28 protein-coding genes are annotated in these 23,942 nt (G+C 67.2%); 11 read left to right on the top strand and 17 right to left on the bottom strand.

The window, feature by feature from the left end:
* The first annotated feature begins 31 nt into the window (after nt 1-31).
* Nucleotides 32-469: a DUF1810 domain-containing protein gene (locus C1A30_RS03060; RefSeq protein WP_101946800.1), complete on the top strand. Its 438-nt coding sequence runs from the start codon at nt 32-34 to the stop codon at nt 467-469.
* Here the strand turns inward: C1A30_RS03060 and C1A30_RS03065 are convergent.
* From C1A30_RS03065 to C1A30_RS03095, 7 genes are all read right to left on the bottom strand, one after another.
* Nucleotides 453-1,721 carry an alpha-amylase family protein gene (locus tag C1A30_RS03065; RefSeq protein ID WP_101946801.1) on the bottom strand — a complete coding sequence of 423 codons (1,269 nt, stop codon included), beginning with the start codon at nt 1,719-1,721 and terminating at the stop codon, nt 453-455. The two genes, C1A30_RS03060 and C1A30_RS03065, sit on opposite strands and share 17 nt — an antisense overlap.
* Complete coding sequence (locus C1A30_RS03070; protein ID WP_101946802.1) at nt 1,718-2,197, bottom strand: nucleoside deaminase; 480 nt, start codon at nt 2,195-2,197, stop codon at nt 1,718-1,720. The genes C1A30_RS03065 and C1A30_RS03070 overlap by 4 nt, the downstream gene beginning before the upstream one ends.
* A gap of 10 nt (nt 2,198-2,207) precedes the next feature.
* Nucleotides 2,208-2,825, bottom strand: a complete 618-nt coding sequence (locus C1A30_RS03075; protein WP_235009625.1) for a rhomboid-like protein — start codon at nt 2,823-2,825, stop codon at nt 2,208-2,210.
* Nucleotides 2,816-4,489 (bottom strand): tetratricopeptide repeat protein, encoded by a 1,674-nt coding sequence (locus tag C1A30_RS03080; RefSeq protein WP_101946804.1) that lies wholly within the window; start codon nt 4,487-4,489, stop codon nt 2,816-2,818. The genes C1A30_RS03075 and C1A30_RS03080 overlap by 10 nt, the downstream gene beginning before the upstream one ends.
* Nucleotides 4,425-5,486 carry a hypothetical protein gene (locus tag C1A30_RS03085; protein WP_101946805.1) on the bottom strand — a complete coding sequence of 354 codons (1,062 nt, stop codon included), beginning with the start codon at nt 5,484-5,486 and terminating at the stop codon, nt 4,425-4,427. Before C1A30_RS03085 ends, C1A30_RS03080 begins: the two co-directional genes overlap by 65 nt.
* Entirely contained in the window at nt 5,479-6,060 is a 582-nt protein-coding gene (locus C1A30_RS03090) for a TetR/AcrR family transcriptional regulator (protein ID WP_101946806.1), read from the bottom strand. The genes C1A30_RS03085 and C1A30_RS03090 overlap by 8 nt, the downstream gene beginning before the upstream one ends.
* Nucleotides 6,061-6,151: 91 nt before the next feature.
* Nucleotides 6,152-6,499, bottom strand: coding sequence for a DoxX family protein (locus tag C1A30_RS03095; protein ID WP_101946807.1), 348 nt, complete (start codon nt 6,497-6,499; stop codon nt 6,152-6,154).
* Nucleotides 6,500-6,524: 25 nt separating this feature from the next.
* Here C1A30_RS03095 and C1A30_RS03100 point away from each other — a divergent pair, with 25 nt between their 5' ends.
* Nucleotides 6,525-7,160 carry a trimeric intracellular cation channel family protein gene (locus C1A30_RS03100; protein WP_101946808.1) on the top strand — a complete coding sequence of 212 codons (636 nt, stop codon included), beginning with the start codon at nt 6,525-6,527 and terminating at the stop codon, nt 7,158-7,160.
* Here C1A30_RS03100 and C1A30_RS03105 read toward each other — a convergent pair.
* Genes C1A30_RS03105 through C1A30_RS03120 form a run of 4 tightly spaced genes read right to left on the bottom strand, consistent with a single transcriptional unit; the run spans nt 7,097 to nt 11,627 of the window.
* Nucleotides 7,097-8,674 (bottom strand): regulator, encoded by a 1,578-nt coding sequence (locus C1A30_RS03105; RefSeq protein WP_101946809.1) that lies wholly within the window; start codon nt 8,672-8,674, stop codon nt 7,097-7,099. The two genes, C1A30_RS03100 and C1A30_RS03105, sit on opposite strands and share 64 nt — an antisense overlap.
* A gap of 11 nt (nt 8,675-8,685) precedes the next feature.
* Nucleotides 8,686-9,375, bottom strand: coding sequence for a cysteine hydrolase family protein (locus tag C1A30_RS03110; protein WP_101946810.1), 690 nt, complete (start codon nt 9,373-9,375; stop codon nt 8,686-8,688).
* On the bottom strand, nt 9,372-10,772 hold the full coding sequence (gene atzF / locus C1A30_RS03115; RefSeq protein WP_101946811.1) for an allophanate hydrolase: 1,401 nt from the start codon (nt 10,770-10,772) through the stop codon (nt 9,372-9,374). Before atzF ends, C1A30_RS03110 begins: the two co-directional genes overlap by 4 nt.
* 57 nt (nt 10,773-10,829) lie before the next feature.
* Nucleotides 10,830-11,627 (bottom strand): alpha/beta fold hydrolase, encoded by a 798-nt coding sequence (locus C1A30_RS03120; RefSeq protein ID WP_101946812.1) that lies wholly within the window; start codon nt 11,625-11,627, stop codon nt 10,830-10,832.
* Between the two features lie 49 nt (nt 11,628-11,676).
* Here C1A30_RS03120 and C1A30_RS03125 point away from each other — a divergent pair, with 49 nt between their 5' ends.
* Nucleotides 11,677-12,231 (top strand): TetR/AcrR family transcriptional regulator, encoded by a 555-nt coding sequence (locus C1A30_RS03125; protein ID WP_101946813.1) that lies wholly within the window; start codon nt 11,677-11,679, stop codon nt 12,229-12,231.
* On the opposite strand, the gene C1A30_RS03130 is transcribed toward C1A30_RS03125, so the two are convergent.
* Nucleotides 12,212-13,711, bottom strand: coding sequence for an FAD-dependent monooxygenase (locus tag C1A30_RS03130; protein ID WP_101946814.1), 1,500 nt, complete (start codon nt 13,709-13,711; stop codon nt 12,212-12,214). The genes C1A30_RS03125 and C1A30_RS03130 overlap by 20 nt on opposite strands.
* Before the next feature lie 92 nt (nt 13,712-13,803).
* On the opposite strand from C1A30_RS03130, the gene C1A30_RS03135 reads away from it, so the two are divergent.
* On the top strand, nt 13,804-14,367 hold the full coding sequence (locus tag C1A30_RS03135; protein ID WP_101946815.1) for a TetR/AcrR family transcriptional regulator: 564 nt from the start codon (nt 13,804-13,806) through the stop codon (nt 14,365-14,367).
* Nucleotides 14,368-14,403: 36 nt separating this feature from the next.
* Nucleotides 14,404-15,027, top strand: a complete 624-nt coding sequence (locus C1A30_RS03140; RefSeq protein ID WP_101946816.1) for a PaaI family thioesterase — start codon at nt 14,404-14,406, stop codon at nt 15,025-15,027.
* Here the strand turns inward: C1A30_RS03140 and C1A30_RS03145 are convergent.
* The 3 genes from C1A30_RS03145 to C1A30_RS03155 all read right to left on the bottom strand — a co-directional run bounded on the left by C1A30_RS03145 (nt 15,024) and on the right by C1A30_RS03155 (nt 18,912).
* Nucleotides 15,024-16,403, bottom strand: coding sequence for an HNH endonuclease signature motif containing protein (locus C1A30_RS03145; RefSeq protein WP_101946817.1), 1,380 nt, complete (start codon nt 16,401-16,403; stop codon nt 15,024-15,026). The two genes, C1A30_RS03140 and C1A30_RS03145, sit on opposite strands and share 4 nt — an antisense overlap.
* A gap of 92 nt (nt 16,404-16,495) precedes the next feature.
* Nucleotides 16,496-16,858 (bottom strand): GNAT family N-acetyltransferase, encoded by a 363-nt coding sequence (locus C1A30_RS03150; RefSeq protein WP_101946818.1) that lies wholly within the window; start codon nt 16,856-16,858, stop codon nt 16,496-16,498.
* Nucleotides 16,859-16,911: 53 nt separating this feature from the next.
* Entirely contained in the window at nt 16,912-18,912 is a 2,001-nt protein-coding gene (locus tag C1A30_RS03155; protein ID WP_101946819.1) for an FUSC family protein, read from the bottom strand.
* 318 nt (nt 18,913-19,230) lie between these two features.
* Here C1A30_RS03155 and C1A30_RS03160 point away from each other — a divergent pair, with 318 nt between their 5' ends.
* The 6 genes from C1A30_RS03160 to C1A30_RS03185 are packed head-to-tail and all read left to right on the top strand — an operon-like array spanning nt 19,231 to nt 23,074.
* Nucleotides 19,231-20,067, top strand: coding sequence for an SH3-like domain-containing protein (locus tag C1A30_RS03160; RefSeq protein ID WP_101946820.1), 837 nt, complete (start codon nt 19,231-19,233; stop codon nt 20,065-20,067).
* A 21-nt stretch (nt 20,068-20,088) separates the two neighbouring features.
* A complete protein-coding gene (gene scnC / locus C1A30_RS03165; RefSeq protein ID WP_101946821.1) occupies nt 20,089-20,802 on the top strand; it encodes a thiocyanate hydrolase subunit gamma in 714 nt (237 codons plus the stop codon).
* A complete protein-coding gene (locus C1A30_RS03170; RefSeq protein ID WP_101946822.1) occupies nt 20,799-21,140 on the top strand; it encodes a thiocyanate hydrolase in 342 nt (113 codons plus the stop codon). Before scnC ends, C1A30_RS03170 begins: the two co-directional genes overlap by 4 nt.
* 9 nt (nt 21,141-21,149) lie before the next feature.
* On the top strand, nt 21,150-21,872 hold the full coding sequence (locus C1A30_RS03175) for an EthD domain-containing protein (protein WP_101946823.1): 723 nt from the start codon (nt 21,150-21,152) through the stop codon (nt 21,870-21,872).
* Nucleotides 21,859-22,302, top strand: coding sequence for a TIGR03618 family F420-dependent PPOX class oxidoreductase (locus C1A30_RS03180; RefSeq protein WP_101946824.1), 444 nt, complete (start codon nt 21,859-21,861; stop codon nt 22,300-22,302). The genes C1A30_RS03175 and C1A30_RS03180 overlap by 14 nt, the downstream gene beginning before the upstream one ends.
* Before the next feature lie 16 nt (nt 22,303-22,318).
* Nucleotides 22,319-23,074 carry an enoyl-CoA hydratase/isomerase family protein gene (locus C1A30_RS03185; protein ID WP_101946825.1) on the top strand — a complete coding sequence of 252 codons (756 nt, stop codon included), beginning with the start codon at nt 22,319-22,321 and terminating at the stop codon, nt 23,072-23,074.
* Here the strand turns inward: C1A30_RS03185 and C1A30_RS03190 are convergent.
* Both C1A30_RS03190 and C1A30_RS03195 read right to left on the bottom strand, forming a co-directional pair.
* A complete protein-coding gene (locus tag C1A30_RS03190; RefSeq protein ID WP_101946826.1) occupies nt 23,071-23,262 on the bottom strand; it encodes a bacterioferritin-associated ferredoxin in 192 nt (63 codons plus the stop codon). The two genes, C1A30_RS03185 and C1A30_RS03190, sit on opposite strands and share 4 nt — an antisense overlap.
* A 5-nt stretch (nt 23,263-23,267) precedes the next feature.
* Entirely contained in the window at nt 23,268-23,900 is a 633-nt protein-coding gene (locus C1A30_RS03195; RefSeq protein WP_101946827.1) for a fatty-acid--CoA ligase, read from the bottom strand.
* Nucleotides 23,901-23,942 lie beyond the last annotated feature (42 nt).

Here is a 23,942-nt window from a genome sequence, read left to right on the forward strand (position 1 = left end):
CGAACCTTAGCCTGCAAAACTTGCCGATGACATGGCAGTGGGGAAATCGTTCGATCTAGGTCGCTTCGTCGACGCCCAGGACCGCGTGTACGACACTGTGGTCGCCGAACTCCGCGACGGCGCCAAACGCACTCACTGGATCTGGTTCATCTTTCCCCAGTTGCGCGGTCTCGGCCGCAGCGGCACCGCCCAGCACTACGGCATCGGCTCACTCGACGAGGCGCGTGCGTATCTGGCGCATCCGGTGTTGGGGCCGCGGCTTCGCGAGTGCACTCGCCTGGTCGCTGCGATCGACGGCCGCTCGGTCGACGAGATCTTCGGCTGGCCCGACAACATGAAGGTGCGCTCGTCGATGACGCTGTTCGCCCGGGCAACTGACGACAACGCCGATTTCCGTGGCGTGCTCGACAAGTTCTACGTCGGCGAAGAGGACCCCGCCACCCTGGAGCTGCTCAACGCGGCGCGATGATCAGCCAGCCGTGCGGCGGCACCTCGAAGTCAGTGGCCACCGACTGCGGCGGGGCACCCGAACCGGCGATCACCTGACCTTGGTCAAACCCGACCTGCACCCGCATCGGCGCATCGTCGATGTTGAGCGCGACCACGAGCACGTCGGAACCGTGACGGGTCGCATAGACGTACTGCGTGTTGGTCAGCTGCAGCGGTGCCGTCCTGGCGGTGTGCAGCCACGGGTGGCGGCGGCGCAACCCGATCAGGTACTGGTGCAACCGGAAGACGTCGTGGCCGTGTTCGTCGACACCCATCAGCGGGGCGGTGAATTCCGGCCGCACCGCGTCGTCGCCGCCGAACCGCTCTTCCTTGACGCCGCGGTAGCCGGCCTCGTCACCGGAGTACACGCTCGGCGTGCCACCCGTCGTGAACAAGAGCACGAGCGCGTGCTCGAGGTGGCGGGTGTTGTCCAGCCGGCTGGCGATCCGGGTGACGTCGTGATTGCCGATGAACGTCATCGGCACGAAGTCGTCGAGAAACTCGTTGTGCCGCACCAACGCCCAGTCCAGCTCGTGGAAGTTGCCGTCGTTGAGGCTGCTCCAGATCGCCTTCCACAGCTCGTACTGGGTGACCGAGTCGAAGCCGGAGTCGCGCACCCGCGCCGAGTAGTCGCCATGGATCACTTCACCGACCACCCAGCAGTCGGGGAACTGCTCGCGGACCCGGGGGAGCACCGCGGCCCAGAACCGGTCGGCGACGGCGTAGGCGGCGTCCAGGCGCCACCCGTCGGCGCCGCGGCGCAGCCAGTGCGTCATCACGTCGACGGTGTAGGCGATCACGTCGGGGTTGTCATGGTCGAGTGCGATCAGTTCGCCATGTCCTTCGAACGTGTCGAAGTCGTTGCCGCGCTTGCGAAACCAGTCGGTGTGCGCGAAGTCGGTCGCGACGTGATTGAACACGCCGTCGAGCAGCACCCGCAGTCCGCGCCTGCGGGCCTCGGCGATCAGGTGGTCGAAGTCGCCGTCGTCGCCGAGGCGGGGGTCGATGCGGTAGTGATCGACGGTGTCATAGCCGTGCGTGCGCGAGGCGAAGATCGGTCCCAGCGCGATTCCTGACGCACCCAGTTCGATGGCGTGGTCGAACCAGTCGACGATGCGGCGCAGCCGGTGTTCGTCGGTGGTCGGGGGCGCGTCGGCGGGATACGCACCGACGAAGCCGAGCGGGTAGACCTGCCACCAGATGACGTGTTCGACCCAGCCCGGTTCGGTCATGGTCGAAACTTCGCCTCGTACAAGGCTTTCATCGGGTCGGCCAGTTCCGGAGCGGGACCGTCGACGGTCAGTCCCGGCGCGACGGCGTTGACCGGCAGCGGCGCGACGGGTGGCGGTGGCGCGCCCCATTCGGCCAGCCATTGGGTCAGTTGCTGCGATGACGCGGCGTAGACGATGCGGCCCAACCCGACCCATGCGTGTCCCGCCGAGCACATCGGGCAGTGTTCACCGGAGGTGTACACGGTGGCACGGGCCCGCTGCTCGGGCGTCAGGTTGTCGACGGCCCAGCGGGCGATCGCGAATTCCGGGTGCCGGGTGTGGTCACCGTCCTTGACGCGGTTGCGGTCCTCGAACAGGGTGACCCCGTCGCTGTCGACCAGGATCGAGCCGAACGGTTCGTCGCCGTCGTCGAGGGCCACCCGCGCCAGGTCGACGCAGCGGCGAAGGCGTTCGAGGTCGTCGTCGCTGATCGCCACAGGCCGGAGTCTACGCAGCCACCGGTTCGCGCCGCCGCGACCGGGTCAGCGGGTAGCACGCCAGCCCGATCAGCAGCGCGCTGAAGTGGCCGACGTTGGTGAAGTCGCGTCTGACGGCCAGCACGGCCGCGAAGACGGCGACCGCGCCGACGACGTAGGGCCACCGCCACCGCCGCGGAATGTGGTACGTCAGCACGCCGACGATGCCGACCACGAAATAGCTCACGCCGATGTCTCTGGCGTCGATGAGCCGTGGCGAGGTCAGCGCCTCCTGGATGCGCCAGTACAGGTAGCCCTCGCTGAGGTAGGTGGCCAGGACGTGGCTTGTGATGCCGACGGTCAGCCACCGCAACGGCCCCAGCCAGCGCTCGGCCGGTGCGACGAAGAGGGTGAACACGATGAGATAGGGCCACCAGTACCGGCCGTCGATCCACAGCAGGCTCTGGATCAGCACCCGGATCGGATCGGTGCCGAGGTGGTGCAGGTTCGTCGACTCCTTCTGCAGCAGCGCGTGCAGGTGCCTGGCCGGGATGGTGTGCTGAATGATCGTGGTGACCAGCAGCACGACCAGCCACGTATAGGTCAGCGGCGCCGATTTGACGAAGCGCCACATGGACTTCAGTGACATACGTCGAGTCGGCATGCGCAGGACGCCAGGATCGGCACGTCGGCCCGCGCCTTGAGCAACTCGAGGCTCTGCCCGACGATGGCGGCCTCCTGGGTACGGCCCAGCCGTTGCAGGCATTCGTGGTAGCCGTGCAGGCTCCACACGTTGCCGGGGTGCTGGCATGGCCGGGCCAGCGTCGGGTCGAGGCCGAGGTCGGCGGCGTACACCTGCGCGGCTTCCTCGACGCGGCCCTGCTCGAGTAGCAGCGCACCGTAGGCGTGCCGAGTCGGTTGCATCCAGCCCCACGGCTCGTCGTAGGGGAGCGCATCGTCGAGTTCGATCGCGCGGCGCAGATGGGCGAACGCGCCGTCGAAATCGCCTTCGCGGTATTTGATTTCGCCGTCAAGCATCTCACCCGCGATCGCCAGGATGTCGCGGGCGGTGTTGTTGAACAAGTATCGGCTGTCGGGTATCCGGGCGTTGGCCGCGGCGAACGCCTCCCGCTCGGCGTGCGCCTGCGGTAGCTGGCCCTTGGCGGCGTGCGCGACGCCGCGCCCGTAATGGATGGTCGCCGTTGTGCTGCAATACAATCCGACATCGTCGGGCAGCGGTAGGGCCACCAACTCGTCCCAGCGGCCGAACCGGACCAGCACGTGAACCTTCAACGGCACGAACGCCTCCAGCCAGTCGGCCATCGGCGGCGATTCGATCGCCAGCAGCTCCGGCGTCAGCTGTGCTGCGAGTTCTCCGGCGGCGTCGAACGCCGCCCGCGAATTACCCTCGAACATCGCCGAGTACACGATGAAGTGCAGATTGTGCGCCCGGTACAGCGAGTAGAAGTTGAGCGGGCCCTCACGCTCGACGAACTTCCTATCGGCTTGCACCGCCGCAAGATTCGCGACGACCGAGTCGCGATAGTTGCCGCACAGCACGTCGATATGGCTCGGCATGTGCTGGAGGTGTCCAGCGTCGGGCACCAGGCCGCGCAGCAGATCCGCGGCGGGCAGCGCCTCCTGCGGGGCGCCCGACATCTCCATCGTGTGCAGGTACAGGTGCAGGACGCCCGGATGTGCGCGGCCCGCGGGGGTGGCCAGCGCGTTGTCGAGGATCCGCTTGGCCTCGACTACCCGCGACCCCGGTGCAGGTTCACCGGTTCTGGTGTCCCACAACGCCCAAGCCGTGATGTTTACCAGCGCGTCGGCGGCCAACGCCTGGACGTCGATGTCGTCTGGATACGCCTGCGCCAGCGCGACCATCGCGTCGGCGTAGGCCGCGTGCCCGGCCTGCAGCCCGTCGGTGTCGTCGGGATCGTCGGTGGGGAAGCGGGCCTGCAGCGCCTCGATCAGCCCGTGTTCGACGGCCGATGCCCGGCCCTTGGCGGCCAGGCCGAGTTCCATCCGCGCCCGCGCCAGCGACGCCGACAGGTCGACGGGATCGAAAGCCTCCCACGCCTTGTTGTAGTTCGGGCCGACCGAGTAGGCGATGCCCCAGCGGGCCGCCGCCAGGTCGGGGTCGAGGTCGAGGGCGCGCTCGAAACACCGGATCGCCTCGTCGTGGTTGAACGCGTAGGCCCAGACCATGCCGCGGTCGAACCACACCTGCGCCTGTGGCGACGGCGTCTCAATCGGCCGGTGATACGACCCCAGGTCGTAGTAAGAATCGGTCACGGTCGATGAAACGCTCATAGACCGCACGATAATTCACTCGCATCGCGGTTGCGGTGATTGCGAGCAAGCATCCCGCAGCGCCCCAGAGCACCAGTGTGACAAGCGGCGTCTGCACCCCGTTACCGCCGAAGTAGCAGACACTTCGCAGCAGCGAGACCCCGGAACCCTGCGGCACAATCGCGGTGAACGTCGAATAGAAACCCGACAGCAGCGGTCGACCCACCGGACCGGCGGCGGCAGCGTTGCCGACGACGACCAGGAATGCGGTCAGCGCCAGCGACGCCACCGAACCCAGGGCGGCAGCCACGCCGGTGATCGCCCCGGCGACGGCCATCGAGTACAGCCACAGCGCGCCGAACACCTGCCAGGTGTGACCGGTCAGCGCGCCGAGACCCCCGCCGACGTACCCGGTCCCCGCGCCCGCCAGCACTGCCGAGAACCCGGCCAGTGACGCCGTCCGCAGCACGAACGCCAGCGGCGTTCGGACGGCGCCCATCAGCCGTCCCAGCAGTGTTGCGCCGACCGACGCGCCGATCGAGATGAAGATGATCGCGTAGAACTCGACGGTGCCGGACGGGTCGCCCGCAGAGGCAGGCGCGACGTCCTCGACGACTGCGGTCAACCCGGCCTTCGCGGCGATGCCGCGGCCCACCGTCTCGGCGGCGGTGGCGACGCTCTTACCGCCTCCGCCCGCGACGTAGATCTTCAGCGCCCCGCCGGGGACGACGGCGAGCGCGGCGTCGGTCTTGCGCTCGTAGACCTGGTCGCGAGCGGCGGCGGCGTCACCGACTTCGGTGACCGTCAGCGTGTCCTGACCGCGGATGCCGTCGACCAGTTGCGGCGGGCCCGCCACGGCGAGCGACATGTTGTGCAACGTCGGCTTGGCGAATGCACCGGAGTAGCTGGCGATCATGGCCAGCACGAACAAGGTCAGCCCGGCAAGGGCGAGCGCCACTGTTCGGATGGCGGCGCGGTCGCGCACCGGATGCCGTTCGGCGGCTTGGTGTTTAGCCATTGTCTGGTTCCTTCGAAGTTGCGAGTAGTGCGTTGACGGTGTCGAGCGCGGCGCGGACACGGCCGCCGAGATCGGTCGCTTCCGGCTCCTCCATCCAGTCCCGCAGCACCTCCATGAACCCGCCGACCAGGAATCGGCTGACGGACTCCGGCGTGAGGCCTGCGATCGGCGACACCACCGGCATGCCATGCGCGGCAATCTCTCCGCATGCGGGCAGCAGTTCGGCGCGGAACGCCGTGACGACCCGTTGGGTGACCGCGCTCGGCACGATGTTGCGGTACATGGAGCGGTGTTCGGCGGCGAAGTCGAACAGTCGCGCGATGCGGGCGCGGGCATCACCGCTGATGTCCGCGGTCGCGGCGGCGAACGCCACGGTGAACGCATTCGCGACGGCGTCGTCGCGGTCGGCGAAGTGCTGGTAGAACACCTGCCTGCTCACCCCGGCGCGAGCAACGATGTCGCCGACGGTCAACGCGTCCACGGGCCGCTCATGGGCCAGCGCGAACGCGGCGTCGCGCAGCAGGGTTCGGACCCGTTCCGCGCGGGGGTCGACGCTGTTCGTTCGAGCGGCCACCCGAGCAGCCTAGAAGACTTCGTAGACAGATGACTACGAAAATTTAGGTAATCTAAGACAAATTTCGGGGGTCGGTGTGGCGGCCGTTACCTCAGAGGGTGTGCAGCACGGCGGTCGCGACCGCGAGCACGAGCCCGACCACGGCGGCCGCCATGTCCTTGGCGCCGTCGGACGCCCGCAGATGAAAGGCGAGGGCTCCGATCGACAGCAGCGCCAGCCCGATCGCGGCGGCGATGCCGATCGGCGCCCAGATCAGGCCGACGAGCGCGCCTGCCACACCGGCGAGTTCGCACACGCCGATCAGCCGCCACTGCATCGGCTTGACACCGAGGTGGTCGCGGATGGCCAGCGACTGCGCAACGCCCAGCAACTTGATGCTGGCGGCGAACGTGAACAGCGCCGCAAGCAGGATCGTCACGACTACGGTGGCGGTGTCCATCACTTACGCAGAGTAAGAGGCCGAAGTGTTGCAGACAATTCTCAACTATCTGGGCGTCGCGGTGTTCGCGTCGTCGGGGGCAACGGTCGGCGTCCGCAAAGGCTTCGACCTGTTCGGCATCGCGGCGCTGGGAGTGGTCACCGGAGTCGGCGGCGGCGTGCTGCGCGATGTGTTGCTCGACATCATGCCGCCGACCTCGATCCAGAATTGGCCCAACATCACCATCTCGCTGATCGCCGTCGCGATCGCCACGCCCCTTGCCCACCTCGTGGTGCGGATGAACACGGCGGTGCTGGTGCTCGACGCGATCGGGATGGGTGTGCTCGCCACGTCCAGTGCGGCGATCGCCGTCGATGCCGGCGCCAGTTGGTTCGCGGCGGGGCTCATCGGCATGGTGGCCTCGATCGCGGGCGGTGTGGTTCGCGACGTGCTCGCCAACGAGGTCCCGTTGGTGATGGGGCCTGACGAGTTGTACGCGGTTCCCGCGTTACTGGGCGCAGGGACGTACGTCGCGATCGACTACGTCGGGCCGCAATGGGTGGCGATCATGGTCGGCTCCACTGTTGCGACGGCACTCCGGTTGGCGGGCATGGCGTTTCACTGGCGGCTGCCGACAGGCCCGCGCGCGTTGATCAATCCGGCGCCAGGCAGTACCGAATAGGCCAGGCAGACGATGCCGAAGAACACGTAGCCCAGCGCGACTTGGGGATTGGCCGCCCACGCCACCTCTGGCGCATGGATCAGGCCGATGAACGACAACACCGCGCCGACGAAGGATGCGATGGCGGCATAGCGGAACTTCTTGTCGAGGATGTACGTCACCATGGTGCCCAGGATCAGCCCGACGAGCACCGCACCCTCGCCAAGGGTCTGCAGTCCCTCGTACACGACGCCGGCCTTGTTGAGCGCGTCGAGACCCACCGTCGACGCCGAGGTGCCCGCCGCATTCAACGCGTTGTCGATCAGCCCGCTCGCCCACTGGGCGAGGTTCGGCAGCAGTGCGGCGACCACCGCGACGGCGTGCAGTCGCGGCACCGCCTGGAAGGCCTGCGCGCCGATCAGCAGGCCGATGTAGAGCAGGATCGGCACGATCGCAGGCACCGGGAGCAGCGCGTCCAGCACCCCGAAAAGGCCGAGGAAACACAGGATTCCGATCACCACGCCGCTGGCCAGCGAGTAGTTGGCGCGTCCGCCGGCGTCTTTCCATCCGGGGTGCCCGATGTAGACCGCGGGCGGGAACGGAGAGCCGAACGCCGACCCGATGACCGCACCGGCGCCGTCGGCCAGCAGCACGCTGCGCAGGTTGAAGTTGTCACCCGCCGCGGCGGCGCTTTCCACGTTGCTCATCGCTTCGGTGAAGTTGTAGACGCCCAACGGGATCGCGGTGCCGAGCAGCGGCGCCAGGTTCGACAATCCGTGGAAGAGCAGATCCAGACGCAGGTCGGGGATTCCGATCGCGATGTCCGAAATCGCCTGGCCCACATCGGGAGCGGACATGAAGCCGCCGATCCAGCCGATCGCGGTGCCGACGAGCAGCGCCGCCAGTCCGACCGGAATGCCGAACGGCAACTTCACGTCGGTGAAGAAGCCGATCAGGATGATCGCCATCACGGGCAGGCCGATCCAGGCCGCCTCCCACATCTGCGCGGCGGGACGCATGGAGATGAATGTGATCGAAATGCCTGCCAGGGTGCCGAGCATGGCTGCGCGCGGGGTCAATTGGCGGATGTACGGGCCGACGAACGCGCCGATCATCACGATCACACCGATCATGAACGCCCACGCCAAACCGGCCGACCACGCCTGGATCGGATCCTTGGTGTTCAGGTACACCGGCAGCATCACGACGAACACCACGATGAACATGTGCGGCACACTCGGCCCGTAGGGCAGCGCGGTGACGTCGTCGCGGTTCTCCTTGCGCGCCAGGCGGCGAGCCAGGAACGTGTAGTACAGGTTGCCGAGGACCAACGCCACGCCGAGTGCGGGCAACACCGTGCCGAGCACATCGCCCGCGGGCACCGCGACAACGCCGATCATCAAACCGGTCAGCGTCAGGACGTTGACCAGGATGTTGAAACCGAGTCCGAAGAACGCGTTGGTGTCGCCGCGGGTCCACAGCGGCAGTGCGGCCCTCGGCGGGTCGGCGGGCGGCTTGGTGATGTCGGTGGTCATCCCGGATCCTCTCAGGCGGCGGTGGTGGTCAGCGCGTGCAGCGCGGGGATCACGGCGGAGGTGTCGGCGACCCAGCCGAAGATGCCGCCCTGCGCCTTGATCATTTCCAGCCCCACGCGCTGGAACTCGGGGAAATACGAACCGACGCAATCGGATACGACCAGGCACTCGTAGCCGCGGTCGTTGGCCTCGCGGGTGGTGGTGTGCACGCACACCTCGGTGGTGACGCCGGTGATCAACAGTTGGGTGATCCCGGCCGCGGCGAGGATGTCCTGTAGTTCGGTGGCGTAGAACGCACCCTTGCCCGGCTTGTCGATGACGACCTCACCGTCGACGGGGGCGAGTTCGTCGACGATGTCGTGGCCGTACTCGCCCCGGATCAGGATGCGGCCGTACTTGCCCTCGTCGCCGATGCGCTTCGACGGTGCACCGCGGTTGAGCTTGGCCGGTGGGCAGTCGGACAGATCGGGTTGATGACCTTCCCGGGTGTGGATCACCATGACGCCTGCCGCGCGGGCCGCCGCGATCAACTCGGCCAGCAGCGGCACGACCTTGAGCAGTTGGTCCACGTCGTTGCCGAGGCTTTCCCCGAAACCGCCGGGCAGCAGGAAGTCCCGCTGCATGTCGATCACGATCAGGGCCGTCCGGCCGGGGATCAGCGGGAAAGCTGTTGGCTCGGCCTGCACCTCGACGGGGTTCATACGCGCTCCTGGGTGACGGTGGATCCGGGCGATGTGACCGCGTTGCGTGGTTCGTCGAGGATCTGGGCGGCCAACTGCAGCACGGTGTCGTCGGTCTGCGCGGCACCGAGAAGCATTGCGCTGCAGGGCCGCCCGTCCGCGGTGATGCCGACGGGAACGGCGATCCCCAGCAGGTCGAGCAGGTTGCCGAAGTGCGTGTAGTGGCCGAGCATGGTGTTGCAGTCGATTGGTTGCGCGAGCACCTGATCGACGGTGACCGTCGTCCCGATGGTCGGCACCACGAGCACGTCCATGTGTTGCCACAGGCGGGTGACGAGGGCCTTGAGTTCGGCGAGACGCTGCAGCGCGGCGAACGCGTCGACCGCGGTGTACTTCTGCCCGCCCTGCAGGATTTCCCTGACGACGGGATGGATGGAGTCCGGTTGGGCGGCAAGGAAATCGCCGAACACCACCAGCCGCTCGGCGACCCACGGACCCTGGTAGAGCAGTGCCCCCGCGGCGAGGAACGGCTCGAGCGAGACGTCGACAACGGTGACGGTGCGGCCCAAATGCTCGCGAAATGCGAGGTGGGCCCGACGCATCTCGTCGTCGCCGAAGAATTCGAGTTCGTCGGCGGGCGGCAGGCCGAGCCGGATCGGTGCACCGTCGTAACGGGGACCCCGGTCACGCGACCACGGATCGTCGTCGTCGCGTCCGGCCATCACGTCGAACACCCGGTCGACATCGTCGATGGAGCCCGCCATCACGCTGATGCAGTCCAAGGATTTGCACGCCGGAACCAGGCCGGCGGTGCTGATCAGTCCGCGGGACGGTTTGAAGCCGACCACACCGTTGAGCGCGGCGGGCACCCGGCCGGACCCGGCGGTGTCGGTGGCGACCGCGAAGGGCACCTGACCGAGCGCGACGGCCAGCGCGGAGCCCGAACTCGAGCCGCCGGAGATCATCTCGTTGCCGTACACGCTGCGCGGAATCGGGTACGGCGTGCGGGTGCCGTTCAGTCCGGTGGCGAATTGGTCCAGGTTCGTCTTGCCAACGTAGAGCGCCCCCGCGTCGAGCAGGCGGCGCACCACGGATGCGGTCGCCGTGGCGGTGTAGGCGTAGTCGGGGCACGACAACGTGGTTGGCACGCCCTCGACGTCGATGCTGTCCTTGACGCCGAACGGCACGCCATAGAGCGGCAAAGTCCGTGCGCCGGGCCGGTTTTCGATCTGTTGGGCGGCGGCAAGCAGTTGCTCGCGGGGCACCGTCGATATCCAGGTGCCGTCGTCGCCGCGGGCCGCGATGGCGTCGGCGACCCTGGCCGCCGTCTTGGTGGGCGAGCCGGTGCCGCCCGCGTGTGACGCGAGGATGTCGGCGACCGACGGCCCGACGGACGGTCCACGCGCGACATCAGCCATGCCTGTCGATTCTCGACAGCTGGATGGCGGACGTGGGTCGTGCGTGTGTCGATTGTGTTAGCTGTGCAGTTCGGTGAACTCGACGAACGGCAGCACCGTTTTCAGCCAGGCGTCCGGTTCCGACGAGAACACCACGTGGCCCGTGGGGAACGTCTCGAACTCCGAACCGGGGATGGCTGCCTGCACGGCTTTGCCCCATCGCGGCGGCGCGGTGAAGTCCTTGGCGCCCCAGGTGATCAGTACCGGCGCGGTGATCTGCGCGGCCCGCGCGCGCAGATCGTGGCCGGGGTCGGTGAAACTCGCCCACAGCGCGGCGGCGGTGCGCGCACCCGAGGATGTCTTCGCGCGAGCCAGCACCCGATCGACGACGGCGCGATCGGCTGGAGTCTTCGCCCGCATGTATGCGCGGACGAATGCGGGGAAGACGGCCGTTATCACCGCAGGCCGCCCCAGCACGCCGCAGCCCAACCGGGTGAACACGCTGTGCGGGGTGAAGCCGCCGGTGTTGACGAGCACGACGCCCGCGACGCGGTCGGGCCGGTCCAGCGCGAGGCGGCACGCGGCGTATCCGCCGACCGAGTTGCCGACGACCACCGCGCCGGTCAGATCGAGCCGATCGGCGAATTCGACCAGCAGATCACCGAATTCGACGGCGCGCAGCGGGGTTTCGGGCAGGGGAGACTCACCGTGCCCGGGCCAGTCGAGCGCAATCACACGGCGGCCGCTGCCGAGTGACGCGGCGACCGGCGCGTAGTCGGTCCGGTCGTGTAGCGCCGCGTGCAGCAGCACGATGGGCGGTCCGGAGCCCTCGTCGGAGTAGGAAACAGTGCCGAACGAAGTGTGCATCGTCGCCATCAGCGCGCCCTTTCATTGACCGGTCGGTCGGTCAGTTACACTAGCGCACGTGGAAGTGGTGAACAAGAGAGCGGCGGCCGCCCAGCAGACGCGGGCGAACCTGATCGAGACGGGACTGGCGCTGGCCGAGGAGTTGGGGCTGGAGGGCCTGTCGGTCAACGCGGTGGTCGCGGGCGCAGGCGTGTCGAAAGGCACGTTCTTCCACCATTTCCCGGATCGGGTGTCGTATCTGGTGGCGCTGCACCGCCGCTTTCACGACGTGTTGTTCGCCGAGATGATGGCGATCATCGGCGACATGCCGCCCGGCAAGAAGCGGCTTGCGGCGGCCGCCGACGCGTATCTGGACGGCTGCCTGCGCGACCGCGGGGTCAAGGCGCTGCTGCTCGAGGCGCGCGGTCATCTACCGATCGCCGAGGAAGTGACCCGACGCAACAGGATGAGCGTCGACGTGGTGGCGGCCGACTTCGAGGCGTTGGGGGCAGAGCATCCCCGACAATCGGCGCGGCTGTGGATCGCGGCAACGGCGGAATGCGCGTTGATGGAACTCGAACTCGGTCACCGTGATTCGGCCGCGCGGGGTGCGCTCAACGCGCTGGTGCGATGAGCCAGCGGTCGAGCCATCGGGACAACGTCGCGCCGTCGTCGGGTCCCCCCGCGGCGGCAAGGTAACCGTCGGGCCGGACCAGCAGCCAGCCGGCAGGCATGGCGTCGATGGATACGTGGCGCAGCGCGATGGTGTCGTGCCACGGCTCGTAGGCCTCGGGCACCGGCGACCCGGTGACGAACAGGGTGAGGGTGGACAGGTCGAGCAGGTCGTAGAGCCTGCCGTCGCCGACGCGCAGATCGGGCACCCGGTCCCCGGCGTGCAGCGCGCCGATCTTCCCGCCGCCCTTGGCGATCGGGCACGCCCGGTAGCTCGCGGCCACCTGCCCGAGCCGCGGCGCGGCCTTGTCCTGTACCCGCGAGCGAGCCAGCACCATCGGCGCCAGCCGCGTGATGGCGGCGTGCACAACCGGATTGGTCGAGTTGAAGGCCGTGGTCGCGCGCTCGGTCATCCGGACGAGTTGGCGGATCACCGGAAGCCGGTCGGACTCATACGTGTCCAGCAGGTGCTCTGGCGCCCGGCCGTTGAGCACCATTGCGAGTTTCCAGGACAGGTTGATCATGTCCTGGATGCCTGCGTTCATACCCTGTCCGCCCGCGGGACTGTGGACGTGGGCGGCGTCGCCGCCGAAGAACACGCGGCCGTGGCGCAGCGTGGTCATGTGACGGCTGTTGATCCGGAAGCGCGAACTCCAGTTCAGGTTGTACAGCTGCGCGGGCAGGTGCACGGTGCGGTCGTAGAGCTTTTGGATGTCCTCGAGCGTGGGCTCCGCGGTGTCACCGGTGACGCCGTCGGGATCGGTGGCCATGAAGCGGAACCGGCCGTCGCCCATCGGGAAAACGGCGAGGAAACCGTTGCGGGCCAGGAAGATCGACAGTTGGTCCTGCAGCACATCGCCCGCGAGGTGCAGGTCTCCGAGCACGTAGTTGTGCGTCAGCGATCTGCCGACGAACGGCAGGCCGAGCGACTTGCGGATGTGGCTGTGCGAGCCGTCGGCGGCGATCAGGTAGGACGCGTCGAGGGCTTCCTCGGATCCGTCGCCGCTGCGAAGCACCGCGCACATGCGGCCGGAACGCTGCGTCAGCGCGGTCAATGCGACGCCACGCTCGATCTTCACGCCCTGCCGGTTGACCTGTTCGGTGAGCAGGCGTTCGGTCTCGGACTGGGCGAGCAGCAGCACGTAGTTGAATTCGCTTGGCATGCGGTGCAGTTCGATGGCGGCGATGCGGTCACCACCCGAGTAGAGCGCCGTCCGGTTGGCGCGGTTGCCCAACCGGACGAGCTCGTCGCCGACGCCGCGAACGCGTAGTAGTTCGATGGTGCGGGCCTGGATGCCGAGGGCGCGAGAAGTGAGGGAGCGGTCCGGCGCGCGATCGACGATGCGGACGCCGATGCCGAGACGGGACAACTCGAGTGCGGCCGTCAGACCGGTGGGACCGGCGCCGACGATCAGGACGGGCCGGTCAGCAGAGGAGGTCATGGCGACTCCTTCCGAGCAAGTCAACGACTGGTGACTTAGACGGTAGGCCGCCCGGCTGGCTATGTCAACGGCCGGTGACTTATCCTCGTGCCATGGCATCGCCCCGTAACCGCAATGCGGCCCAGACCCGCGCCGACATCCTGGCCGCTGCACGCCGGCGGTTCGGTTCCGACGGCTACGAGCGCACGACACTGCGGGCGGTGGCCGCCGACGTCGGCATCGATGCCGCGTTGGTGATCCGGTACTTCGGCAGCAAGCAGGACCTGTTCGCGGAGGCGGCGGACTTCACCCTCGACCTGCCCGACCTGTCGGAGGTGGACCCCGATGGTGTGGCAGATGCGTTGCTGCCCAGCTTCTTCGCGGTCTGGGAAGATGATCCGACGTTCGTGGCGTTGCTGCGCGCGGCGATGACGAGTCAGACGGCGGCCGACACCATGCGCAAGATCTTCGCCAGCCAGGTCGCGCCGAAGTTGGCCGTCGTCACGCCCGACCATCCCGCCCAGCGCGCCGGCCTGATGGGTGCGTTCGTCATCGGGTTGGCCGCCACGCGCTACGTGCTGGCCAATCCCGCGGTCGCCGATCTCAGCCACGACGAGCTCATCGGCTGGGCACGTCCGGTGATCCGCCAGCTGCTGGTCGGCCCCGCACCGGGCTGACTCGACACCCGCTTTAGAACATGTTCTAGTTCAGAGGTGCTGGACTGGACTCTGGAAAACCTCAGCGCCGACGACGTGGCCCGGTTGCGGTCGATATACGAGCCCCTCACGGAGTCCGTGCGGGCGCTAATCGACGCCACGATTCGCACCGAGGTCGGCGCCGACGCGGTGGCGGCTGCCAAGGCGGAGATCGACGCGGCCACCGCGCGGTTGCGCAGCGAGCAGGTCGACGGTTCATTCGGCATCCGGTTCACCGCGGACGGCGATCAGATGCCGTGGGGCAATGTCGTGATCGGCGTGCGCAATCCGGTCGCGCCGCCGCTTGTGATCGAGCAGAGCGATGACGGTGGCGTATTCACCGACTTCTATCTGGGCGCGGCCTACGAAGGTCCGCCGGGCCATGTCCATGGGGGAGTCGCGGCGCTGGTGCTCGACCATGTTCTCGGTGCGGCGGCCAGCAGCCCGGACAAGCCGCGGCTCACCGGCACCATCACACTGCGCTACGTCCGGACTACCCGGCTCGGCGAACTGCGGGCCGAAGCCAGGATCGCCAGGACCGAAGGTGTGAAGACCTACGCCGTCGGCCATCTCGCCGACGATCAAGGCGTGACCGTCGAAGCCGAGGGCGTGTTCATCCAACCACGTTGGGCCCGTGACTAATTCGGCGGTGGGTCGGTGTTGCCGTGGAGGAGTTCTTCGGGGTGGTGGGCGTGGTTGGTGTCGGGTGGGCGGGTGCCGTCGGTCCAGGCCAGTCGGCCGGTGTCGGTGACGCTGGTGCGGTAGTGGCCGTCGGTGACGAGTTTGTGGTCGGGTCCGCAGGCGAAGAACAGGCAGTCGGCGTCGGTTTGACCGTCCGGTGACCAGTCCGGGCTGTGGTGCACCTCGCAGAAATAGCCCGGTGCGGTGCAGCCGGGGCGGGTGCAGCCGCCGTCGCGTAGGTAGCAGATGATGCGCTGATCGGCGGTGGCCAGGCGGGTTTGGCGGCCCAGATACAGCGGGCGCTCACTGTGGTCGTCGAACACCCCCAGATAGTGCAGCCCGCCCGCGGCGGCCATCCGGATCAGCTCACGCATCGGCAACCACGTGTCCCCGCCGGTGCGCGCCGGAGCCGGCATCGGCACCGCCGGATCACTGATGGCGCGGGCGGCCTGGTCGAGTTCGGCGGCGGTGGTGCGTGCGATCACCGTCACCGGGATCCCGCGATGTGACCCCAACCCACCCGAGGCGATCCCCGCCTTCAGGCCGAGTTTGAGACCGTCGTGGCAGCGTTGGGCGGGGGTGCGTTCATCGCGGGTTTCTTCGATGCTGCCGTCGGGCAGGTGGCGGCCCGGGCGCACCGCCGCCGAACAGGTCTCCATATAGGCCCGGGTTTCCGGATCGACGTAGCCGTGCACTTTCGACATGCCATCGCGGCCCTGCGGACCCAACACCAGCGCGCGCTTGCGCGCCCGGTCGCCCTCGGTGAAGTCGCCGTCGGGGTTGAAGATCTCATCGATACGTTTGGCCAGTTTCTTGACGATCTCGGCGTCGGTCTTGACCGCCTCACCCACCAGCGACGCTTCCACCTCGTCACGATCGGCGGCCGAAACGTTGGCCGGTAAACCCTTGATGGCTTTGGCGATGGCCTTGACGTGATCGACACCGATCTGCCCGCCGGTCAATGCGGCGGCCACATACGGCAGCACCGGCGCCAACGGCGGCCCGGACAGTTGGCGGCGCGGCGTGAGTTTGGCGGCGGTTTTGATTCGGGATTTGACCTCACCGGGGGTGATCCGCAACCGCGCGGCCAGACTGTTGACCATCCGCGGGGCCATCCTCGGTTCATCGGGCGGGTCGGCGATCTGCCCGACAAACCGATACATCAACCCCCGATTAACCCGCTCCTGTGTCTCCAATGCCTCGACCATCTCGACACGAAACTCATTGCCCACCTCCCCGGAAGGCAACCGGCGCATCTCGGCATGAGCGGCATCCACCTGGGCAACCAACAGCCGAAACCGCTGCCGCGCCGCCTCCCCACTGATGAATTCGCCCATAACCCAACGCTATCCACCACCACCGACCCACCACAGACCCCAACGCAGCATCTGTGGATAAAACAAGGCCTGGGGATAACCACCCGGAAATGTCACACCCCAGTGCTAGGTAACTGCCGGCGCATGGCGACGCCGAGCGCGCCCCGGCCCTGACCTGTCACCACGAATCCTTTGCGCAAGTAAAGGCGCATCGCCGGATTGCGTTGGTGAACGTTCAAGGTGAGTGCCTCATGCTCGCCCCTACATCGCTCGATCAGTGCGTCGATCAGCGCTCCGCCGACCCCACGTCCCCGCATCGCCGGCATCACCCCGATCGCGATCTCAGGCAGTGCCAAGCCGTTCGCGCCCATGAGGAGCAGCGGGTCATGGACGAACGTCCACACCGCGCCGACACTCGCTCCCAAAGCTTCTGCGACGACGACGGTGTCGCCGCTGCCGGGTAGGAGACTTCGAATCGACGATGAACGCGGTGTCCTCGGAAAAGGCGCGACGCAGCCACACCACGGTGTTAGGAGGCCGTCGGTTCACGGCTGGCAGTGATGTCGGCCAGACTTCTGGTGATCGCCCCGATCTCGGCAACCAGCACCCGGGCCGCTGCGTTGTCGGCCGCCAACCCCGCACCCTGCTGGCGCACCTGCTGATTCGCCGCGGTCAACTCGTCGATGTCGACGGTCCACGGCGTGGCGGCAGTGGGCGGTCCGCCGCGCAGCGCGTCGACGTAATCATCCACGGCGGCAATGAATTCCGGCGTCAACGCCGTCGACGGCTCACCGGTCAAGCTGGCTTCCAACGCGGTGCAGGCACTGGTGACGGCATTCAGCGCTGCACGATACGAGCGCAGCCACCGCCGCAGTTCTCGTGAATCCGTCCCGGCCGCACCGGATGCCGCCTCGAACGCCGCACGCGCCCGGAACGCCCGCTGCCACGCCGACGACAGCGCTTCGGCGGGATGATCAAGCTCGTGCACGAAGGCCTTGATCACCATTGCCGCATAGTCGATTTCCGACTTCAACAGCTCGCCTGCGCGCTGATGCAATCGGATCAGGCCATGATCCGGCAACACGACATGGGCAACCACCGCCAGCCCGCCGCCGATGATGACCGCGAACAACAGGTCCTCGACCGCCTCGCCGTGCGCCCCCGCCGGGTTGATGTCGAGCAGGAACGAAACCGCGGCGGCCAGCGCCGCGCTCACCGCGAGATACCCGTACCGCGTCATCGCATACGTCAGCGCCAGGAAGAGCGCCGCCACCACTGCGGCCGACGACCCGACGGGTTGCCACAACATGGTGAACATAGACGCGACAACAATTCCCAGCGCGATGCCCGCCACCCGCCCGATGCAGCGCGTGTAGGTGTGCGCGGTCTCCGGGCGCAGCACCATCAACACGGTCAGCGCGATCCAATGACCGTGTCCGACAAGACCGTAGCGGCCCGCAGCCACAGCCAACGCGGTGGCCACGGACAGCCGAACCGCGTGTCGGAACACCGGCGACGTCCCTGTCAGGTGCTCACGAACCACCGCGGCGGCGGCCTGCATCGAGCCGATCAGGTCGGGTCTGCGGAACTCGCCGAACCGCGACGCGAAAGCCTCGTGAAGTTGTTGTGAAAACCGCTGCACAACAGCCGAATACGGCTCGGAAACCGACGCCGCCGCGGCATCGACTCGGGCCAGCGCGTACTCGGCGTTGCGCTGTGCGCTGTAGTTGTGACTCGCGATGGCGTCGAGGAACTCTGCTGCAGGCGTCAGCGCCGCTGCCACCGCTTCGTCACCGCCGCGTAGTGCGCTCAGCGTTGCGGTGATCCGCTCAGGCAGCCGGTAGCCGCCGTGGTAGGCCAGCGGACGCCGAATCGCGTCGCTGTCCACGAACGCCTCCCGCAGCCAGGTCAGCGGCGCGCTGCCCACCGAGGCGTCGGGCTCGGCCGCGATTCGCCGCGCGTCGGCCGCCAAGTCCTGGTAGGCCCGCGTCAGCGCCTCGCGTTGTCCCCGCCAGCGCTGCGGCGGCCAGACCGCGATGAGCGCGGCCTGAATGCAGCCCGCGCCGATGGTCAACACCGTCGGCAGCAGCACCCCGCTCGGCGACGGTGTCACGGGTGGCGAGATCACCAGCAGCGCCGTGCCAGCCGCAGCGACCAGGGCCGGCTTACTGCCGAGCGCCCACTGCATGGCCGCCGCGAAGGACCAGACCGCGACGACGGCGACGAACACCGCGTCGTAAGCCGCGGTCATCGCGCCGAGGAACACGACGACACCCAGCTGCACGGCCACCACGATGACGAGCGGCACCCGACCGGCGGGGCTGTCCTGCATCGCGATCGCTCCCGCGATCGCCGCCGCGCCGCAGGCCCAGACCGCCGCCATCGGTGCACCGGACGCCAGCGCGACGGCCGCAACCGCGAGCAGGCCGAGCAGGCTGCGCGCCACAGCGCCGAAGTCCGGCGTGGTCAACCGCAGCGCCCGGGCCCATCCGCGGCCCCCCGGGGTGATCACGCCGCCGCCGGTGGTCATCCGACCATTTTGACCCCAATGAGCAAGACAACCGGTCAACACACGCATCAAAATTTGCCCGAAATTACCGGGCCGTCAAATCCTTTGCGGCACAGGACATGCTGAACTTCACCTGAATACGCCCACGTGAAAGGGTAATTCGAGGTACGGTCTGCTCACCGCATCACATTTCCCGCCGGAGGTGCCGATGGCCGACAACGCCAATGGTGTTGCTGGTTTTCAATCGATATCCCGGACCCCGCGGTTTTTACGCCGTCACGTCTCGTTCGACCTTTGCGCGCGACGGCGCCGTCTGTCCGACGAAGGAAGGGAACACACATGAGTACGGCCGCCGAGCGTGCCGCCCAGCTGGACCTCGTTGCCCGGCTCAAGTCCGCGTATCCCGAGCTTCCCGACGCGCCGACGCCCGACATGTTGGACCACGGGCGCATCACCGCGTATCTGAAGCCCGTTCACGACGTGGGCGGCGAGCCCGACGCGCCGATGAAGTACGAGAACAAACAGTACGAGCTGTGGGAGCACATGACCTACGTCATGTGTGAGGTGCTGGGGTGGCGGGGCATCTGGCTGTCGGAGGAGCGGCGCCGCATCGGCAACGTCGACGTCGGCCGGGCCGAGTATCTCGGATTGCCGTACTACGGCCGCTGGTTGATCGCCGTTGCGCGTGTACTGGTGGAAAAGCACCACATCGGCCTCACCGAGTTGAGCGAGCGGATGGCTGAGGTCAAGCAGCGCTATGCCGGCGGACTCGACGGGAAAACACTGGACGCCGAACCGAAGTCAGCAGGTGACGGGTCGAATGTCAAGCGCAACAAGCACGCCGAGGAAGCCGAAGGAAAAGGCGATCCGCAGTGCTATGCGGGTCAGGCGGACCCGGCCAAGTTCAAGGTCGGCGACCCGGTTGTGGTGCGCGAACTTCCGGTGATCTTCTACACCCGCACCCCGGAGTACGTCCGCGGCGCCAAGGGGGAGATCGAGGCGGTCGCGTACGAAAGCCCCGCCGCCGAGGACGAGACCTGGGACCGCCCCGCGAAACCGGAATGGTTCTACGTCGTGAAGTTCAACATGGCCGACCTGTTCTACGGCTACACCGGAACCGCTGACGACGTCATCTCCACCGAAATTCCCGAACACTGGCTCGAAGCCGCGAAATAAGCCGCGCAGGAAGGATTTTGCATGACAGAGCATGACCACGATCACGACCACGAGCGCACCGTCGCGCCGATGGTCGATGAGATCACCGACTTCGAGGTCCTCGAGATCGCGCTGCGCGAACTGTGCATCGAGAAAGGCATCTTCACCGCCGAAGAGCACCGCGTGATGACCGAGTTCGCCGAACAGATCGGCCCCACGCCGGCGGCACGCCTGGTGGCCAAGGCGTGGCGGGATCCCGAGTTCAAGAAACTGGCCCTCGCCGAACCGATGACGGCCAGTAAGGAGGTCGGTGTCGACTGGCTGCACCCGACCGGCTGGGGGACACCCAGTGACTTCACCGCGTTCCAGATCTTGGCCGACACCCCGACGCTGCACAACGTGATCGTGTGCGCGCTGTGTTCGTGTTATCCGAGGCCGATCCTCGGCAACTCACCCGAGTGGTACCGCACTCCGAATTACCGCAGGCGCCTGGTGCGTTGGCCGCGGCAGGTACTGGCGGAGTTCGGCCTCTACCTTCCCGACGAAATCACAGTGCACGTACAGGATTCCAACCAGAAGCACCGGTTCATGGTGATGCCCTTGCAGCCGGAGGGCACCGAAGACTGGACCGAGGACCAACTGGTCGAGATCATCACGCGCGACTGCCTGATCGGTGTGGCGTTACCCAAGCCGGGCGTCACCACCAACGTCATCACCGCCACCAGGCCCGCGGTCCACCCGGGGAACGCCGGATGACAGAGCGCCCCGAAATCCTGCAGGAGATCGTCGAACGCAACCAGATCTGGCCGGTGATGGCGGCCAAGTGGGGCGTCGAGAACCCGGTGCCGCCGTGGAAAACCAGCCTTGACGGGTTGTGCGATGCGCTGGACCGCGCGTCGTGTGAGCAGAACGTGCCCAATTTCAAGGAGCGTCGCGACGAGGAGGACCAGCTGTCGGCCACCCTCTACGCGAACCTGCCGTATCCGGAGAACCAACTCGTCGCGCTGGCGCATTCGTTGTTGGAGCGCGGCATCATCGACGAGGCGGAACTGAAACAGCGGCTCGTCAGCATCCGCGAAAGGCTGGAGGCGTAGCTTCGTCCCGTGGAGAAAGTGGTCATCACCCTCCGCGGGGCCGACCCGGACGAGGCGTGGTGCAGTCGCTTGCGCGGGGACGTCGCCGCTGAATTGCTCGACCTCGGCGTGCCGGGGCTGGCCGTCAACGTGCGCGACGACGCGGTGCGTGCGTCGTTGATGACGCTGACGACGCTGGACCCGCCGGTGGTGGGCTTCGTGACGTTGTGGACGGAGCAGTCCTACGGCGACCAGGTGCGCACCGCGATCGCCCGGCTGGAGAAGGAGTGCGACCAGGTGGCCGGCTACCTGGTCACCGAATCGGTGCCGGTGCCGCCGCCGCACACCGCCGAAGGCGACCGCACCCCCGGCCTTGCCAACGTCGCGCTGTTGCGGCGGCCCGCCGATCTCGACGAGCCGACCTGGCGACAACGGTGGCACCTCGACCACACTCCGGTCGCCATCGCCACCCAGTCGACATTCGGCTACACCCAGAACAAGGTGGTGCATCCGGTGACGGCGCAGGCCCCCACGATCGACGCGATCGTCGAGGAACTCTTCCCGATCGAAGCCGTCTCCGATCTGCACGCGTTCTTCGGCGCCGCCGACGACGAGGATCTGCGCGACCGGATGGAGCGAATGGTCGCCAGCACCACCGCCTTCGGCGCCAACCGCGATGTCGACACCGTGCCGACAAGCCGGTACGTGTTCCGGACACCTTTTGCCAGAAAGGGATTCAATGACGACGCTTGACGATGCGGTCGCATTGGCCGCCGACGAGAGCGGGCTCGCGATCGTCTCGACGCTGCGCGCCGACAGCACAATCCAGGCTTCACTGGTCAACGTCGGCAAGCTGCCGCATCCGGCCACCGGTGAGGAGGTGCTCGGATTCGTCACGTACGGCAAGGTGAAGCTGGCGAATCTGCGGGCCCGCCCGCAGCTGACGGTCACGTACCGCAAAGGTTGGATGTGGGCGACGGTGGAGGGCCGCGCCGAGCTCGCAGGCCCTGATGATCCCGCGCCGTGGCTCGCCGACTCCGAGCAACTGCGGCTGCTGCTTCGCGAGGTGTTCACCGCCGCGGGCGGAACGCACGACAACTGGGACGAATACGACCGGGTGATGGCAGAACAGCGCCGCACCGTGGTCCTGATCGCACCCACCCGCGTCTACAGGAACGGCTGACACATACGCTGCAGGCGTGGTGCTGCAGATCTCCGACGAGAACCGGGTGCGAACGCTCACCCTGAACCGGCCAGAAGTGCTCAACGCGTTCAACGAAGAGCTGTACGAGGCGACCGCCGTGGCACTGCGCGAGGCCGCCGCCGATCCCGACGTGGCGGTGGTGCTGCTGACCGGGGCAGGACGCGCGTTCTCGGCGGGCAACGACCTCAAGGAGATGCAACGGCGCATCACCGACCCCGAGTTCAACGCGCAGGGCAGCCACTTCACCGCAATGATCGAGGCGCTCGCCGACCTGCCCAAGCCGCTGATCTGCGCGGTCAACGGTGTCGGAGTCGGTATCGGCGCAACGGTTCTCGGCTACGCCGACCTCGTCTTCATGTCCTCGACGGCGCGGTTGAAGACACCGTTCACCAGCCTGGGCGTTGCGCCTGAGGCGGCGTCGTCATATCTGTTGCCACAGCTGATCGGCAGGCAGAACGCGGCCTGGCTGCTGATGTCGTCGGAGTGGGTCGACGCTGCCGAGGCGCACCAGATGGGACTGGCATGGAAGGTGTGCGAACCCGACGACCTGCTTGCGCAGGCGGGTAGACACGCTGAAATCCTTGCCTCCCGGCCGATTTCGAGTCTGATGGCGGGCAAACAGACGATCGTCGAACCGACTCGCGGGGGGATCGCCGCGGCGACCGCACGCGAGATCGCACACTTCGCCGAACTGATGGGCGCCGCGGCCAACGCCGACGCGCTGGCCGAGGTCACGCAGAAGAGAACCTAGTGGCTGACGGCTTCGGAGGGCCGATTCGCGTAGTGGGCTTCGATCATCGCGCGCAACGTGCGACGGCAGCGCCCGCAGTCGCCGCCCGCACCGCAGGCCTCGGCGATCTGTTTTGACGTCTTCGCACCGTTCGCCACTACCTCGCTGACCACGTTGCTGGTGGTCCCGGTGCAAAGGCAAACGAACATGGCGATCAGACCCGCTCGCCGATGCTCATCAGATGGGCGAACCTGCCGACGAACTGCGTGGGGTAGGCGCCGAAGCCGGCGCTGGACATCCACTCCGCGGCGGCGTCGGGATGGTCGATCCAGGCCCGCGCGCTGAGCTCGTCGGAAATCTCCTGGAGGATCATCACTTCGCGCCCATCGTCAAGTGCCTGGTATACCCAAATCTTGCGAACGCCACCGCTTTTGAACCGATCGAGGCCGTCGTGCACTTTCGCCATCAGAGTCGGCACGTCGTCGACGGACGCCATCACGCCCACCACCACCCGGCCGATGTGGCCTTCGGGCGACCCGCCGTCGAGGTCGATCTTCTCCACCACTTCACCGCCGAAGATGGGCGGGATGTCGTCGGCACCCGAGATGTTGAACCATTCGAATATCGCAGGGGACCGCAACACCTCTCGAATCGAGCCGGCCCGACGAATACCGATCGTCACCAAAACCCGACCGGGTTCCCAAATGGACGTGTACAGCACCACATGATGAGCGCCGATAGCGGCCAACGGCTCTTCGTGTTTGTTAAGCCATTTCCACATCCGGTCGACGTCGTCGACGCGGAAATCGCAGGCGAGAATGAGTAAGTGTAATTCGTACTCACTCATCGGGTTTCCCTGTCTGCTCGAGGCCGCGCGTAGGTGTTAGTG

The sequence above is a fragment of the Mycobacterium sp. 3519A genome, assembly GCF_900240945.1.
Classification (GTDB): domain Bacteria; phylum Actinomycetota; class Actinomycetes; order Mycobacteriales; family Mycobacteriaceae; genus Mycobacterium.

Bases quoted from the DNA above. Each gene is read 5' to 3' on its own strand.
- C1A30_RS03130 (WP_101946814.1), bottom strand. From the start codon at position 13,711: ATGACCTCCTCTGCTGACCGGCCCGTCCTGATCGTCGGCGCCGGTCCC.
- C1A30_RS03190 (WP_101946826.1), bottom strand. From the start codon at position 23,262: ATGTTCGTTTGCCTTTGCACCGGGACCACCAGCAACGTGGTCAGCGAG.
- C1A30_RS03195 (WP_101946827.1), bottom strand. From the start codon at position 23,900: ATGAGTGAGTACGAATTACACTTACTCATTCTCGCCTGCGATTTCCGC.
- C1A30_RS03145 (WP_101946817.1), bottom strand. From the start codon at position 16,403: ATGGGCGAATTCATCAGTGGGGAGGCGGCGCGGCAGCGGTTTCGGCTG.
- atzF (WP_101946811.1), bottom strand. From the start codon at position 10,772: ATGGCTGATGTCGCGCGTGGACCGTCCGTCGGGCCGTCGGTCGCCGAC.
- C1A30_RS03180 (WP_101946824.1), top strand. From the start codon at position 21,859: ATGACGACGCTTGACGATGCGGTCGCATTGGCCGCCGACGAGAGCGGG.
- C1A30_RS03170 (WP_101946822.1), top strand. From the start codon at position 20,799: ATGACAGAGCGCCCCGAAATCCTGCAGGAGATCGTCGAACGCAACCAG.
- C1A30_RS03110 (WP_101946810.1), bottom strand. From the start codon at position 9,375: ATGAACCCCGTCGAGGTGCAGGCCGAGCCAACAGCTTTCCCGCTGATC.
- C1A30_RS03075 (WP_235009625.1), bottom strand. From the start codon at position 2,825: ATGTCACTGAAGTCCATGTGGCGCTTCGTCAAATCGGCGCCGCTGACC.
- C1A30_RS03135 (WP_101946815.1), top strand. From the start codon at position 13,804: ATGGCATCGCCCCGTAACCGCAATGCGGCCCAGACCCGCGCCGACATC.
- scnC (WP_101946821.1), top strand. From the start codon at position 20,089: ATGACAGAGCATGACCACGATCACGACCACGAGCGCACCGTCGCGCCG.
- C1A30_RS03085 (WP_101946805.1), bottom strand. From the start codon at position 5,486: ATGGCTAAACACCAAGCCGCCGAACGGCATCCGGTGCGCGACCGCGCC.
- C1A30_RS03060 (WP_101946800.1), top strand. From the start codon at position 32: ATGGCAGTGGGGAAATCGTTCGATCTAGGTCGCTTCGTCGACGCCCAG.
- C1A30_RS03155 (WP_101946819.1), bottom strand. From the start codon at position 18,912: ATGACCACCGGCGGCGGCGTGATCACCCCGGGGGGCCGCGGATGGGCC.
- C1A30_RS03160 (WP_101946820.1), top strand. From the start codon at position 19,231: ATGAGTACGGCCGCCGAGCGTGCCGCCCAGCTGGACCTCGTTGCCCGG.
- C1A30_RS03105 (WP_101946809.1), bottom strand. From the start codon at position 8,674: ATGACCACCGACATCACCAAGCCGCCCGCCGACCCGCCGAGGGCCGCA.
- C1A30_RS03080 (WP_101946804.1), bottom strand. From the start codon at position 4,489: ATGAGCGTTTCATCGACCGTGACCGATTCTTACTACGACCTGGGGTCG.
- C1A30_RS03120 (WP_101946812.1), bottom strand. From the start codon at position 11,627: ATGGCGACGATGCACACTTCGTTCGGCACTGTTTCCTACTCCGACGAG.
- C1A30_RS03065 (WP_101946801.1), bottom strand. From the start codon at position 1,721: ATGACCGAACCGGGCTGGGTCGAACACGTCATCTGGTGGCAGGTCTAC.
- C1A30_RS03095 (WP_101946807.1), bottom strand. From the start codon at position 6,499: ATGGACACCGCCACCGTAGTCGTGACGATCCTGCTTGCGGCGCTGTTC.